The following is a 13350-nucleotide window of genomic DNA, read 5'->3' as shown; positions in this document are numbered from 1 at the left end:
AAGGCACTAATTGAACCGCATGACCGTCCTCACAGGAATATCGGCACCGCTCACCGATCCGTCCGGCGCAAATCCCCTAACGTCCGCGGTCCAATGGCTCCAGGCAACTCTCCTCGGCACCGTCGCCACCACGATCGCGGTGATAGCCGTCGCGTCGGTCGGCATCATGATGCTCACGGGCCGCGTCGATCTCCGCCGCGGCGCAACAGTGATCATAGGGTGCTTTCTGCTCTTCGGGGCGTCCAGCATCGCCGCAGGTATACGCTCGGCCGCTGAGGCTAGCTTCGGGACAGCAATCGTCGAACGCCCGCCTCCCATCGGGGCAGCGCCGCCAGGGTTCGAGGACCCGCCGCGTCCGGCACTTGACCCCGCTGACGACCCCTATGCCGGCGCCTCGGTCCGCCGCTGACGAAAATCTACCGCCTGTCATCCAGCTCAATGCGCCATAACCGGCGTCGGTTCTTCGTCGCCCATCAGGCGCGATCGCGGCCCGGTCGCCGCGAACAGCACGATCCCGACATAAGCGATCGCCGGCAGCACGAAGGTCATCCCGATGCTGGTCGCATCCGCGATCCAGCCCGAGAATAGCGGGAGCAGCGCCCCGCCGACGATCGCCATGCAGAGCAGGCCGGATACCGATGCGCTCGATACCTTCGATCGCTCCATCGAGATGCTGAAGATCGTCGGGAACATGATCGAATTGAAGAAGCCGACGCCCAGCGCCGCATAGGCCGCCGCCGGCCCGTCAAGCAGGAACGCCGCCGCGCTCAGGCCTGCCGCAATCGCCGCCGCGCCGGTAAGCAGCCAGCTCGCACGGACCTTTGTCAGCAGCACGCTGCCGATGAACCGGCCGACCAGCGCGCCGCCCCAGTAATAATAGGCCAGCACGCCGCCCGCCGCCTCGAGCGGCAGGCCGAGCACGTCGGGCCGGTTGAGGAAGTTGATCATCACGCTGGCGATCGTCACCTCGGCCCCGACATAGAGGAACACCGCGATTGCGCCGAACACGGCCCAGCCCGAGGTCAGCGCCTTGAGCGGCGATGCGCCCTGAATGGTGATGTCGGCCGCCGACGCGTTGATGCGGTGGCGAAAGGCGTAGATCAGCACGGCGAGCGCCGCGACCGCGACCGCGATCAGCACAAAGGCATGGTCGATCGCGCCCAGCGCCGTGCTGCGCGGCACACCGGGCAGGATATGCCCGCCCTGGCCGAAGACGTCGGGCCGCAGCATGATCTTCGATCCGATACTCACGCCCAGCACCACGCCGAGCGAGTTGAACGCCTGGGCGAAGGTCAGCCGGAAATGGCTGCGCTCCGGCGCGCCGAGCGAGGCCGCCAGCGGGTTCGCCGCCACCTGCAGCACGGTGATGCCGCTCGCCATCACGAACAGCGCGACGAGCACCATCGCATAGGCTTCCATGTGCGAGGCGGCGAGCATGAGCAGGCACGCGCCGATCATCACCATCAGCGCCGTGATGATCGTGCGGCTGTGCCCCAGCCGCGCGAGCAGCGCCGCGGCCGGCAGCGATATGACGAAATAGGCGAGGAAGAAGGCGAACTGAGTCAGCATGCCTTCCGCCACGTTGAGCGTGTAGATGCCGCGCATCGCCGCGATCAGTGGGTCGGTGTTGGAGGTGATGAAGCCCCAGGCGAAGAACAGGCACGTCACCACTGCATAGGCCGCGGTCGCGCCGCCCGCCGTCTTCGTCATGCCGAACTCCCCTGCTGCCGGTGCGGTCGAATCGAGCCCGCTCATTTCGGGCACGCCGCTGCGCCGCCGGCACTGGCGAAGCGCACATCGGAGATCGAGAGCGTCATTGCGCCCTCGCTCGCCAGCACGAGCGGTGCGGTGACGCGCCGCGGGTCGAGCCCGGCGCTCGCGAAGCAGTTGAGCGGCAGGGTGAGGGTGGCCCATTGCCCGATCGGCGCCGCGCGCAGGATCGGAGCGATCGGCACGCCGCCCTCGCAACTATTGCCGCATTGCAGCCCGATCCGCACGGGGCCGGTGGGTGCGGCATCGATGCGATATTCCAGGATGATGCTGTACTGCGCATTGGTCTCGCGCCCGATGTCGATCGGCTTGTCGGCACTGATGCGCAGCGTGCCGCCCGCCGCACCCCAGGTGACGGTGCGGGCATCTTCCTGCGCGCGCCGGTCGACCCCGGCCAGCCTGACCACGCCGCCGCCCGTCGCGCCCGAATTGCCGGTCACCGGCACGGCGACGCCGCTTGGCTCGGCCAGGTCGAACCGCCAGCCCGGCGGCAGCGTGCCGCGCGCGAATACCATGCCGTCCTCGCGCGTCGCCGTCACCGGCCGCTCCTCGGAGAGGCGCGACAGGTTGCCCGGGTCGGCATAGGTCAGCCCGTAGCCGAAGGCGAACAGCGGATCATATGCCGCATCGCCGCGGTTGAGCGGCGTCTGGTCGATCCGCTTCGGCCAGGAAAAGGAGAGCTTGCCCTTGAAGTCGTGGCGCGGTTTGCCCGCTGCGTCGGCCAGCAGCACATCGGCGATCCCGCCGCCCTCGCCGCCGGGCAGGAACGCCGCGACGAACGCATCGGCTGCGTTGATCTCCGGGTTCACCCAGAGCGGCCGGCCGGACAGGAACACCGCGACGACCGGGATGCCCTGCGCCTTCAGCTTCTTCAGCAGCGCCAGGTCGCGCGTGTCGCCGGCGCGATATTCCACCGTCGGCCGGTCGCCGGCGAACTCGGCATAGGGATCCTCGCCGAATATGACGATCGCCGCGCCCGGCTTCTTGGTGAAGCTGCCGTCTGCGCTGAGCGTGGCGCTGCCGCCGGCTGCCTTGGCTGCCTCGGCGATGCCGGCATAGATGGATTGCGCATGCGGGAAATCGGCATTGGTCATGCCGGTGCCCTGCCAGCTGATCGTCCAGCCGCCGCTCTGCTTCGGGATATTGTCGGCGCCGTCGCCGGCGACGAGCAGGTCGAGCTTGGGCGACAGCGGCAGGACATGGCCCTGATTCTTGAGCAGCACGAGAGATTCCCGCACGGCCTGCCGCGCGACGGCGCGGTGCGCGGGCGCGCCGAGCAGCTCGAACTTGCCGGCAAAGGGGCGGCTGGAGGGCTTGCCCTTGTCGAACATGCCGGCACGCAGCTTCACCCGCAGGATGCGCCGCACCGCTTCGTCGAGCCGCGCCTTGGATATCTCGCCCGATCGCACCTGCGCGAGCGTGTTCTCGTAAAAGCCCTTCCAGCTGTCTGGCGCCATAACCATGTCCATGCCGGCATTGATCGCCGCGGCGCAGCTGGTGTTGGTACAGCCGGGCACCTGGCCGTGCGCGTTCCAGTCCCCCACCGTCAGGCCGTCGAAGCCCATCTGCTCGCGCAGCGCGCCGGTCAGCAGGTCGCGGTCGGCGCTCAGCTTGGTGCCGCGCACGCTGGAGAAGCTTGCCATCACGGCCTGCACGCCGGCCTTGATCGCGGGGGGATAGCCGGCGCCGTGGATGTCGCGGATCTGCTCGGGGGAGGCGGGGTTGTCGCCCTGGTCGACGCCGTTCGCGGTGCCGCCGTCGCCGACGAAATGCTTGGCGGTCGCGATCACCTTGCCGTCGCGCAGGAATCCCTTCGTGCCGGGCACGCCCTGCAGCCCCTCGATCATCGCGCCCGCATAATCGCGCACGACGGACGGGTCCTCGGAAAAGCCTTCGTAGCTCCGGCCCCAGCGATCGTCGCGGACCACTGCCAGAGTCGGCGAGAAATCCCAGTCGATCCCGGTGACCGCCATTTCCTTCGCGGTGACTTCGCCGATCCGCCGGATCAGGGCGGGGTTCCGCATCGCGCCCAGGCCGATATTCTGCGGGAAGATCGTCGCGCCGATGATGTTGGCATGGCCGTGCACGGCGTCGATGCCCCAGATCGGCGGGATCACCGGGTGCCCGTCGGTGCGCGTCGTCACCGCGTCCCATGCGGCATCGGCATAAGCGAGCCAGGCGGCGGCTGGCGCCTTGTCGTCGCCGTTCGGGCCGGAATTGCCGCCGGTCAGGATCGATCCGAACTTGTACCGGCGGATCTCGTCGAGCGAGACGCTGCCGATGTCCGGTTGCACCACCTGTGCCACCTTGTCCTCGTCGGACATCTTCGCCAGCAGCGAATCGATCCGCGCTTCCATCGCCGGGTCCGCGGGCAGCGGTGATCCGACATGCGGCCAAGGCGCGGCCGAGGTCTGCGCCGCGGCAATTCCCGTTGCGATTGAAATGCTTAGCAGACTCGCAACGCAGAGCGCCGCCTTCATCCTGCGCTTGTCGAGCATCATCTTCCCCTCCCGCCGGACCGGCCACCTGCCCGATCATCCGGGTCTCGAGGGTCCTTACATCACAAAATGACCTACGTTATCAATTTTAATCGGACATACGCTCCCGTGTACGGAAACCCCCTGCTTCAGGTGGCCGGCGCGGGCCCGGTCGACTGCCGGGTCACCAGCGTGACGGGATGGTTGATCTCGTTCTCGTGCGGCTTCTTCTCGAGCATTGCGACGAGCATCGAGGTCGCGTCGCGCGCCATGTCGGCGACGGGCTGGTGAATCGTGGTGAGGCGCGGCCAGACGATCTGCGCGATGGCGCTGTCGTCGAAGCCGGCGACTGAAAGGCTGCCGGGCACGGAGATTCCCAGGTCATGCGCCGCCATTATCGCGCCCGCCGCCATGTCGTCATTCTGCGCGAAGATCGCGGTCGGCCGGTCGCTGCGCCCGAGCAGCCGGGTGGCGGCCTGCAGCCCGGATTCGAAGGTGAACATGCCCTGCTCGATATCGTCGAGCCGCATCGGCAGGCCCGCGGCCGCGAGCGCATTGGAGAAGCCGAGCAGGCGCGCCTCGCTTGACGGATGGCTCGGATCGCCCTTGATCATCCCGATCCGCCGATGGCCGAGCGAGATCAGATACTCCGTCATCATCCGCGCCGCGCCGACATCGTCGGTCAGCGTGCGCGGGCCGAGGTCCGGCGACCGCGTCGGCGCGATGCGCACGAACGGGAAATGCGCCGCGGCCAGATGCTTCAGCACGACCGGATGGTCTGAGGCGGGCGGCGTCAGCACGACCCCGTCGAGCGCTGCCGAGCGCACCAGCGAGACGATCTTCTCGGCGATCACCGACACTTCGCCCACGGGCAGCACGACCAGCCGGTATTTCTCGCCCTGCAGTCGTTCGAGCGCACCCTGCTGCAGCTCGACGACATAATTGGGGCTCGGATTCTCGTAGAGCAGCCCGATCAGATAAGACCGCCGCCCGACCAGCCCCTGCGCCACGACATTGGGGTGATAATGCAGCGCGGTCGCCACCTTCATCACCCGGTCGCGGGTCTTGGCCGTGACGTTGGGCGCGTCGTTGAAGACGCGGGAAACAGTCTTGATCGATACGTCAGCCTCTCGGGCCACGTCGATGATGGTTGCACGCCGCCCCAGGTCCATGTCCGCTCCGCTAGCATGGGCATTATCGCCGCGGTAGCCGCACGAAGGTCGCGGCACAGCAAAGCGGCGCCATAGTGCGTTACCGAACGGCTACGGAACAAGCGGTTTTTGCAATCCGGCCGATCTTTTGACAACGTTGGCTGCCAAACGCTGCCGCTTCACCGACGGCATCCAGTGTGATTTAACGCATCAATGAATCGCTTCTCGACTCTCGCGACGCTGTGCCTCGGCGCGGCGGCCAGCCTCGCCACGGCGCAGCCAACGCCCCCGCCCGCCGCCATCGCGGCGGTCGATCCCTTTATCGGCACCGGCGGGGAGGGCCACGCCTTCCCTGGCGCGACCGCGCCGTTCGGGATGATTCAGTTGGGCCCGGACACCGATATCCGGCCTTTCAAGCAAAGCTATAAATGGGCGGCCGGCTATCGGCATGAGGACAATACGATCCTCGGCTTCTCGCACACCCATTTCTCGGGCGCCGGGCACAGCGATCTCGGCGATATCCTCGTCGCGCCGGCCGCGGGCGACGCCGTGTCGCTCGAACCTGGCGATCCCGCCCGGCCCGGCTCGGGTTACCGCTCGCGCTTCAGCCATGCGAGCGAGGTCGCGACGCCGGGCTATTATGCGGTGACCCTGAGCGATTCCGGGGTACGCGCCGAGCTGACCGCGGGCACGCGCATCGGCGTGCACCGTTATGCTTTCCCGGCAGGCAAGGCGGCGCATCTGATCGTCGATCTCCGCTCGAGCATCTACAATTATCCGGGCAAGATCCTGTGGTCGTCGATCCGGGTTCGGGCCGACGGCACGATCACCGGCGTGCGCGAGACGCGCGGCTGGGCCCCGGCGCGCAAACTGTTCTTCGCGATGCGCTTCTCTGCGCCGCTGGCCGGTCACGCCTTCGTCAACCGTGAGGAGGATGTGCCGTACAAAGGCTTTCAGGGCCCCGGCCGCGGCGATGATAATGTGGCGCAGCTGGCCGGCCGGGCGCTCGTCGCACGGCTCGATTTCGGTCCGCTGACCGGGCCGCTCGAAGCGCGTGTCGCGATCTCCGGCGTGGACGAAGCGGGTGCCCTCGCCAATCTGGCCAGTGAGCCCGGCGATTTCGATTCGGTGCGCGCGCGGACTCGCGCGGCCTGGGAAAAGGCACTGGGTGCGATCGACATCACCGCGCCGGCGCCGCTGCGCAGAACGGTCTACACCGCGCTCTACCACAGCCTCCTCGCCCCGAGCGTCTATGGCGACGTCGACGGCCGCTATCGCGGGCCGGACGATCAGGTCCACCAGGCGACCGGTTTCACCTTCCACTCGACCTTCTCGCTCTGGGACACGTTCCGCGCCGAACACCCGCTGCTGACCCTGATTCAGCCGGCGCAGCGCAACAGCGATTTCGTCAATTCGCTGATCGCGTCGCGGCGCGACAGCCCCTTCGGCATCCTTCCCGTATGGCAGTTCCACGGGCGCGAGACCTGGACGATGATCGGCTATCATGCCGTGCCGATGATCGCCGACGCCTATCTCAAGGGTGTCCGCGGCTTCGATGCCAACGCCGCGCTCGACGCGATGGTCGCGAGCGCCGACTATGCGCCCTATGGCGGGCTCGGCGATTATATGAAGCTCGGCTATGTCCCGATCGATCGCGAGCCGGAGGCAGCGTCGAAGACGGTCGAATATGCCTATGACGACTGGACGATCGCGCGAATGGCGCGCGCGCTGGGCCGCACCGCGATCGCCGACCGCTTCGACAAGCGCGCGCTTTACTGGCGCAACAGCTTCGATGCGAAGACCGGCTTCCTGCGCGCCCGCAAGGCCGACGGCAGCTACCGCGAACCGTTCGATCCGACCGCGATCAACTATGGCAGCGACTATACCGAGGGGAATGCCTGGCAATATAGCTGGTTCGCGCCGCAGGATCAGGGCGGCCTGATCCGCACGCTGGGCGGCGACGCGGCGACGGTGAAGAAGCTCGACGCGATGTTCGATTTCGACAATAGCAAGGTCGATTACAGCCATGCCGAAGACATCGCCGGCCTGATCGGCCAATATATCCATGGCAACGAGCCGAGCCACCACGTCGCCTATCTCTACAGCTATGCCGGCAGCCCGTGGCGGACTCAGGAGCGGCTGAAGCAGATCGTCGACAGCCAGTACAAGCCGACGCCGGACGGCCTGTCCGGCAATGACGATCTTGGCCAGATGTCGGCCTGGCTGGTCTTCACGACGCTCGGCTTCTATCCGGTCGCGCCGGGTTCGGACGAATATGTCATCGGCCGCCCCTTCCTCGATCGCGCCGTGCTGAACCTGCCGAACGGCAAGCGCTTCACGATCCGCGCGGAGGGGCTGTCCGACGCAAACCGCTATATCGGCCAGGTCTTCCTCAACGGCACGCCGCTGGGGCGTAGTTTCATCCGCCATGCCGAGATCGTCGCTGGCGGCGAGCTGCGCTTCGTGATGCAGGCCACCCCCAACGTGCGCTGGGCGACGGCGGAGCGCGACCGGCCTTATTCGATGACCGGCTATTCGGCGGGGAAATAGGGCGCCCGCAATCAATCGGCTGACGGCACCCGATCGCGCAGATATAGCCGCCGCCATGTTCGATCTCGACGCCTATCTCGCCCGCATCGCCCTCAAGGAACGCCCGACCCCCGACGCTGCGGGTCTGGCCGTGCTCCAGCGCGCCCACCGGCTCGCCATCCCGTTCGAAAATCTCGACGTCATGCTGGGCCGCGGCATCAGGATCGACAGCGACGCGGTGTTCGCCAAGCTCGTGACGGCGCGGCGGGGCGGCTATTGTTTCGAGCATAACCGGCTGTTCCTCGATGCGCTCGCCGCGCTCGGCTTCACGGCCCGCCCGCTGCTCGCCCGCGTATGGCTTGGCGTCGAACAGACGCCGCCGCTCACCCACACACTCAGCCTGGTCGCGATCGACGGGACGGACTGGATCGCCGATCCCGGCTTCGGCGGCAGCTACGCTCCGGTCATGCCGCTGGCCGACGGCGCCTTTGCCGAAGCGCCCGACGGCGCGATGTTCCGGCTCGCGCTCGATCCCATCAATGGCTGGATGCTGTCGCGCGACGGCCATGCCGGCACCACGGACGGCCGCGGCACCGGATCGGGCTTCCAGCCGCAGTACAGTCTCACGCTGGCCGAGGTCTGGGACGCCGATCTCGCGCTCAGCAATCACTGGACGTCCACTGCACCTGCAAGCCGCTTCCGCCAGCTAAGCATCGTCAGCATCGTGCTGCCCCAGGGCATGGCCGGCCTCACCGATCGCCGCTATCGCTGCCGCGCCGGAGAGGAGGAGACGGTCGCCGAGATCGACGATCCGCACGTCTACCGGACGCGGCTGAGCCTGATGTTCGGCATCGATCTTACCGCCGGGGATATCGCCGCGCTCGGCCTGTTCCCGGCCTAGCCGGACAGCCGCCCAAGCTCGACCGTGATGACCCGGTCGCACCGCACCAGGCTTTCCGCCCGGTGCGAGATCATGACGATCGTCGGTCGCGGATCGAGCGATGCGAGGCGTTCCAGCAGCGCCGCCTCGCCCGCCGCGTCGATCGCGTTGGCCGCTTCGTCGAGCACCAGCAGGCGTGGGTCGCGGAGCAACGCCCGGGCGATGGCGAGGCGCTGGCGCTCGCCGCCGGATAGCGCGCTGCCACGTTCGCCGACCAGCGAATCGAGCCCGGCGGGCAGCCGCGCGACGATCTGCTCGGCGCCGGCCAGGCTCAGCGCCTCCCACAGCCGCGCCTCGCCGATCCCGGATGTGCCCCAGGTGAGATTGCGGCGCACCGTGTCGTTGAACAGGAATCCTTCCTGCGGGACATAGGCCAGCTGCTCGCGCCAGCCGGCCTCTCGCGCCGCGTCGAGCGCTTCGCCCCCGATCAGCATCCGCCCGGTCTGCGGTTCCTGTAGCGTCGTCAGCAGTTCGACCAGAGTGGTCTTGCCGGCGCCCGAGGGGCCAGTGATGCCGATAAACGCGCCCGGCTCGATCCGCAGATCCGCGGGATGCAGGCCGCCCCCGCCGGGATGGAGGTAGGACACGCCCTGCAGTTCGATCGGCCCGGCCGGCGGCGTTACGGGCTTGGGGGCAGGCGCGGCGCTGGCGCTCAGGTCGCTCTCGAGCTGGCGGATCGCCTCGAACGCCGGCAGGCTGAAGAAGAAATTCTGCACGGACATCTGGATCTGCAATGCCGGCCCGCTCATCCGCGCAAAGATCAGCACCAGCGTGATCAGGATCGCGGCCGGGATCGCGGCGAGATACCCGGTCAGCACCACAGCAGCTGCCATCAGCGTCGATCCGATCGCGAACAGCCGGCGGCCACGCGCCTGCCGCCGCATGAAATCGACTTGTCGCCCGCGCACGCTGCGCTGGATCACCGCGAATTCCTCGACGAAGCCGTTCTGGGCATTCTGCGCCGTCGCTGCCTTGAGCCCGCCGAGAAAGCCGGTCGCGCTGCCGATCATCTTGTGGTTGGCGTCGACCAGGCCGGATCCAAGCTCGCGGATGCGGCCCTGCGCCAGCAGGATCGCCCCGCCGCCTACCACGAAGATCGCGACGATGGTCAGGGCGAGCATCGGCGCCAGCACGAAGGCAAGCGTGCCCTGCACGATCAGCATGACCAGCGCGACGCTGCCCTGGATCAGGAACTGCGCGCTCGATCCGATCCGGTTGATCTCGACGCTGATCAGGCTGGTGACGCGCGCATGGCTCAGCGCTGCGATCCTGCTCCACGGCGCCGCGGCGAGCATCCGCATGACCCGGTTGCGTTCATGCTCGCCAAAATCGCCCTGAAGCAGCGCCAACCAGATGTCGCGCGCATATTGGACCATCGCGCGCAGTAGCGACAGGCTCACGAACGCGGCCAGCAGCACCGCAAGCCGCCCGAGCGGAGACTGCACGCCGATCCCGTCGAGGATCGCACGCGTCTGGAGATGACCGCCCTCGGGGCTGACCACCGCCTCGACGATCGGGATCAGCAGGATGATGCCGGCGCCGTCGAGAAGCGCTGCAAAACCGACCAGGCCGACGGCGATCCAGCCGCGGCGGCCGGCAAATCGGGCGAAGGTGCCGAGAAAGGCGAGAGCAGGGCGCCAGAGCGCGGTGACCGAAGCGAGATTCATCGCCGCTCCTTCCCACGCGCGCGCGCGCCAGTCGAGCGGGTGCGTTGCCCACGTCGTCCGTCACGGATGCGGTTTCGGCCGCACCCGCCGGGCGTTCAACGTAAATATAAGATTTCCCACGCGAAACGATAGGAACTGCGCTGCTCCGGAGTGGTTGGGGCCTCACACCAGGAGAAGCAACATGCCCGAAGATGTCCGGGAACGCCCGACCGACGACGCTCCGCTCGCTGCGTCCAAACGCGGCGACGCGTTAACCCAGGCCACTGAAACGCTGGTAGAGCCGAAAGGCGATTCCCTCATCGGCCGAGCCGTTACGATCAACCGTCCGCGAAGCGAGCTGTTCGCCTTCTGGCGCGATTTCTCCAACCTCGTGACCTTCATGGAGAATGTCGAGCGGATCGATGTAATCGACGATCGGCGATCGCACTGGGTGGTGAAGGCTCCCGGTGGAAAGTCGGTCGAATGGGATTCGGTCGTGACCGAGGAGCAGCCCGACCAGTTCATCGCCTGGGCGTCGGAGGACGGCGCTGACGTGCCCAACAGCGGCAGGATCGATTTCCGCGATGCAGGTGCCAGGGGCACGGTCGTCACCGCGACGCTGCTTTACGATCCGCCCGCGGGTGTGATCGGAAAGCTGATCGCCAAGATGTTTCAGCGCGAACCTGCGATCCAGGCGCGCCGCGATCTCCGCCGTTTCAAACAGCTGATGGAGACGGGGGAGGTCGCTACCTCCTCCTGGACGCGCGCTCAACTTGATGAAGAGAAGGATTGATTCGATGCGCGCACTTGCCTGGCACGGAAAGCACGACGTCCGCATGGATACCGTGCCCGATCCCGAGATTCTCAATCCCCGGGACGCGATCATCAAGGTCACCTCGACCGCGATCTGCGGGTCGGACCTGCATCTCTACGACGGGTATATCCCCTCGATGATGGCGGGCGACGTCCTTGGCCATGAATTCATGGGGGAAGTGGTGGAAACCGGCCCCAAATCGACGCTGATCAAGGGTCAGCGGGTCGTCGTCCCGTTCACCATCGCCTGTGGCAGCTGTTATCACTGCGGCAAGCATCAATATTCTGCCTGCGATAACGGCCTGCCCGCCGACAATCAGGATATCGCGCAGGAACTGTACGGACACCCGATGTCCGGGCTGTTCGGCTACAGCCACATGACCGGCGGCTATGCCGGCGGGCAGGCCGAATATGTCCGGGTGCCCTTTTCCGATATCGGCCCGATCGTGATTCCCGACGGAGTCGAGGACGACAAGGTGCTGTTCCTGTCGGACATCCTGCCGACCGGCTGGATGGCGGCCGAGAATGCGGACATCGAGCCCGGCGATATCGTGGCGGTCTGGGGGTGTGGCCCGGTCGGGTTGTTCGCGGTGCAGTCGGCTTTCCTGATGGGTGCCGATCGCGTCATCGCGATCGATCATTTCCCGCACCGGCTTGAGCTGGCGAAGAAGTTCGGCGCCGAGACGATCAATTATGAGCAAAGCGCGGTCTATGAAGCCCTGATGGAGATGACCGGCGGAATCGGCCCCGACGCGGTGATCGATTCAGTCGGGCTGGAGGCGCATGGCTTCTTCGTCGATAACGTGATCGATCAGATCAAGGCGTCGACCTTCCTCGGCACGGATCGCACGCATGCTATCCGCCAGGCGATCATCGCCTGCCGCAAGGGCGGGCGCGTTTCGATGCCGGCCGTCTATGGCGGGTTCGTCGACAAATTCCCGCTCGGCGCCTTCATGCAGAAGGGCCTGACCCTGAAGACCGGCCAGACTCATGTGCAGCATTATATGCCCGCACTGCTGAACGCGATCATGGAGGACAAGATCGATACGACCTTCCTGATCAGTCACCGCCTGCCGCTCGAACAGGCGCCCGAGGGCTACAAGATGTTCCACGACAAGCAGAACGAAGTGACCAAGATCGTGCTCAAGCCCGGTCTCGATCGCGTTGCCGCCTGAGGAGAAGAGACATGGCCGACAAGCTCGCCATCATCACCGGTGCTTCCACCGGAATCGGATTCGAACTCGCCACGCTCGCTGCGAAGGACGGCTATGACCTGATCGTGGTGGCGGACGAACCGCTGATCGATGCCGCCGCCGCTGACTTCAAGCAATTCGGGACCGAGGTTCGGTCGGTCCAGGCCGATCTCGCGACGATCGAAGGCGTCGATCTGGTGCTCGCGGCGGCGGGCGGGCGGCGGATCGATCTGCTGTGTGCCAATGCCGGCCAGGGGCTCGGCCATGCCTTTCTCGATCAGGATGTCGCGGCCTGGCGGCATGTCATCGATACCAACATCACCGGGACGGTCTATCTGCTGCAGAAGGTGCTGCGCGACATGGTCGCGTGGGAGCGGGGCAAGGTGCTGGTGACCGGGTCGATCGCCGGATATATCCCGGGATCGTTCAACGCCGTCTATAATGCGACCAAGGCATTTATCGACAATTTTACGGACGCGCTCCGCAACGAGATCAAGGAAGTTGAGGGCGTGACCCTCACCACCCTGATGCCGGGGCCGACCGAGACCGAGTTTTTCGATCGCGCCGACATGCTCGATACCAAGGTGGGCGCGGACGACAAAAAGGCCGATCCCGCCAAGGTCGCGAAGGACGGGTGGGAGGCGCTGATGAATGGCAAAGCCAGTATCGTCTCGGGCCTGATGAACAAGCTGCAGGTTGCCGCGGCCGGCGTGGCGCCGGCTAGCGTGATGGCGGAAATGCATCGTGGCATGGCTGAACCGGGCAGCGCGCCGGAGTAATCGCTTGCGCTCAGGGCGGTAACTTCCTGTATGCGGTCAGCGATTTCAGGAG

10 protein-coding genes are annotated in these 13350 nt (G+C 66.6%); 6 read left to right on the top strand and 4 right to left on the bottom strand.

What is annotated here, in order from left to right:
* Nucleotides 1-19 precede the first annotated feature (19 nt).
* Nucleotides 20-409 carry a TrbC/VirB2 family type IV secretion system protein gene (locus U1769_RS19560; protein ID WP_443030416.1) on the top strand — a complete coding sequence of 130 codons (390 nt, stop codon included), beginning with the start codon at nt 20-22 and terminating at the stop codon, nt 407-409.
* Nucleotides 410-435: 26 nt separating this feature from the next.
* Here U1769_RS19560 and U1769_RS19555 read toward each other — a convergent pair whose 3' ends face one another.
* The 3 genes from U1769_RS19555 to U1769_RS19545 form a co-directional block, all read right to left on the bottom strand.
* Nucleotides 436-1710: an MFS transporter gene (locus U1769_RS19555; RefSeq protein ID WP_332719392.1), complete on the bottom strand. Its 1275-nt coding sequence runs from the start codon at nt 1708-1710 to the stop codon at nt 436-438.
* Between the two features lie 41 nt (nt 1711-1751).
* The gene (locus tag U1769_RS19550) at nt 1752-4271 is read right to left on the bottom strand and encodes a glycoside hydrolase family 3 protein (RefSeq protein ID WP_332719391.1); all 2520 of its coding nucleotides are present in this window, start codon (nt 4269-4271) and stop codon (nt 1752-1754) included.
* A gap of 125 nt (nt 4272-4396) precedes the next feature.
* The gene (locus U1769_RS19545; RefSeq protein WP_332719390.1) at nt 4397-5419 is read right to left on the bottom strand and encodes a LacI family DNA-binding transcriptional regulator; all 1023 of its coding nucleotides are present in this window, start codon (nt 5417-5419) and stop codon (nt 4397-4399) included.
* Between the two features lie 192 nt (nt 5420-5611).
* Between U1769_RS19545 and U1769_RS19540 the strand changes: the two genes are divergently transcribed.
* Entirely contained in the window at nt 5612-7948 is a 2337-nt protein-coding gene (locus tag U1769_RS19540) for a GH92 family glycosyl hydrolase (protein ID WP_332719388.1), read from the top strand.
* A gap of 55 nt (nt 7949-8003) precedes the next feature.
* Nucleotides 8004-8828 (top strand): arylamine N-acetyltransferase family protein, encoded by an 825-nt coding sequence (locus U1769_RS19535; protein WP_332719386.1) that lies wholly within the window; start codon nt 8004-8006, stop codon nt 8826-8828.
* Here the strand turns inward: U1769_RS19535 and U1769_RS19530 are convergent.
* Nucleotides 8825-10534 (bottom strand): ABC transporter ATP-binding protein, encoded by a 1710-nt coding sequence (locus U1769_RS19530; protein ID WP_332719384.1) that lies wholly within the window; start codon nt 10532-10534, stop codon nt 8825-8827. The two genes, U1769_RS19535 and U1769_RS19530, sit on opposite strands and share 4 nt — an antisense overlap.
* 181 nt (nt 10535-10715) lie before the next feature.
* On the opposite strand from U1769_RS19530, the gene U1769_RS19525 reads away from it, so the two are divergent.
* Genes U1769_RS19525 through U1769_RS19515 form a run of 3 tightly spaced genes read left to right on the top strand, consistent with a single transcriptional unit; the run spans nt 10716 to nt 13298 of the window.
* On the top strand, nt 10716-11306 hold the full coding sequence (locus tag U1769_RS19525; RefSeq protein ID WP_332719382.1) for an SRPBCC family protein: 591 nt from the start codon (nt 10716-10718) through the stop codon (nt 11304-11306).
* Nucleotides 11307-11310: 4 nt separating this feature from the next.
* Nucleotides 11311-12501, top strand: a complete 1191-nt coding sequence (locus U1769_RS19520) for a zinc-dependent alcohol dehydrogenase (protein ID WP_332719379.1) — start codon at nt 11311-11313, stop codon at nt 12499-12501.
* Nucleotides 12502-12512: 11 nt separating this feature from the next.
* Complete coding sequence (locus U1769_RS19515; RefSeq protein ID WP_332719377.1) at nt 12513-13298, top strand: SDR family NAD(P)-dependent oxidoreductase; 786 nt, start codon at nt 12513-12515, stop codon at nt 13296-13298.
* The last annotated feature ends 52 nt before the right edge of the window (nt 13299-13350 follow it).

It is taken from the genome of Parasphingomonas zepuensis (assembly GCF_036663735.1).
GTDB lineage: Bacteria > Pseudomonadota > Alphaproteobacteria > Sphingomonadales > Sphingomonadaceae > Sphingomonas.
The sequence above is the reverse complement of the archived record's forward strand: the minus strand, read 5'-3'. Positions and strand labels throughout refer to the sequence as shown.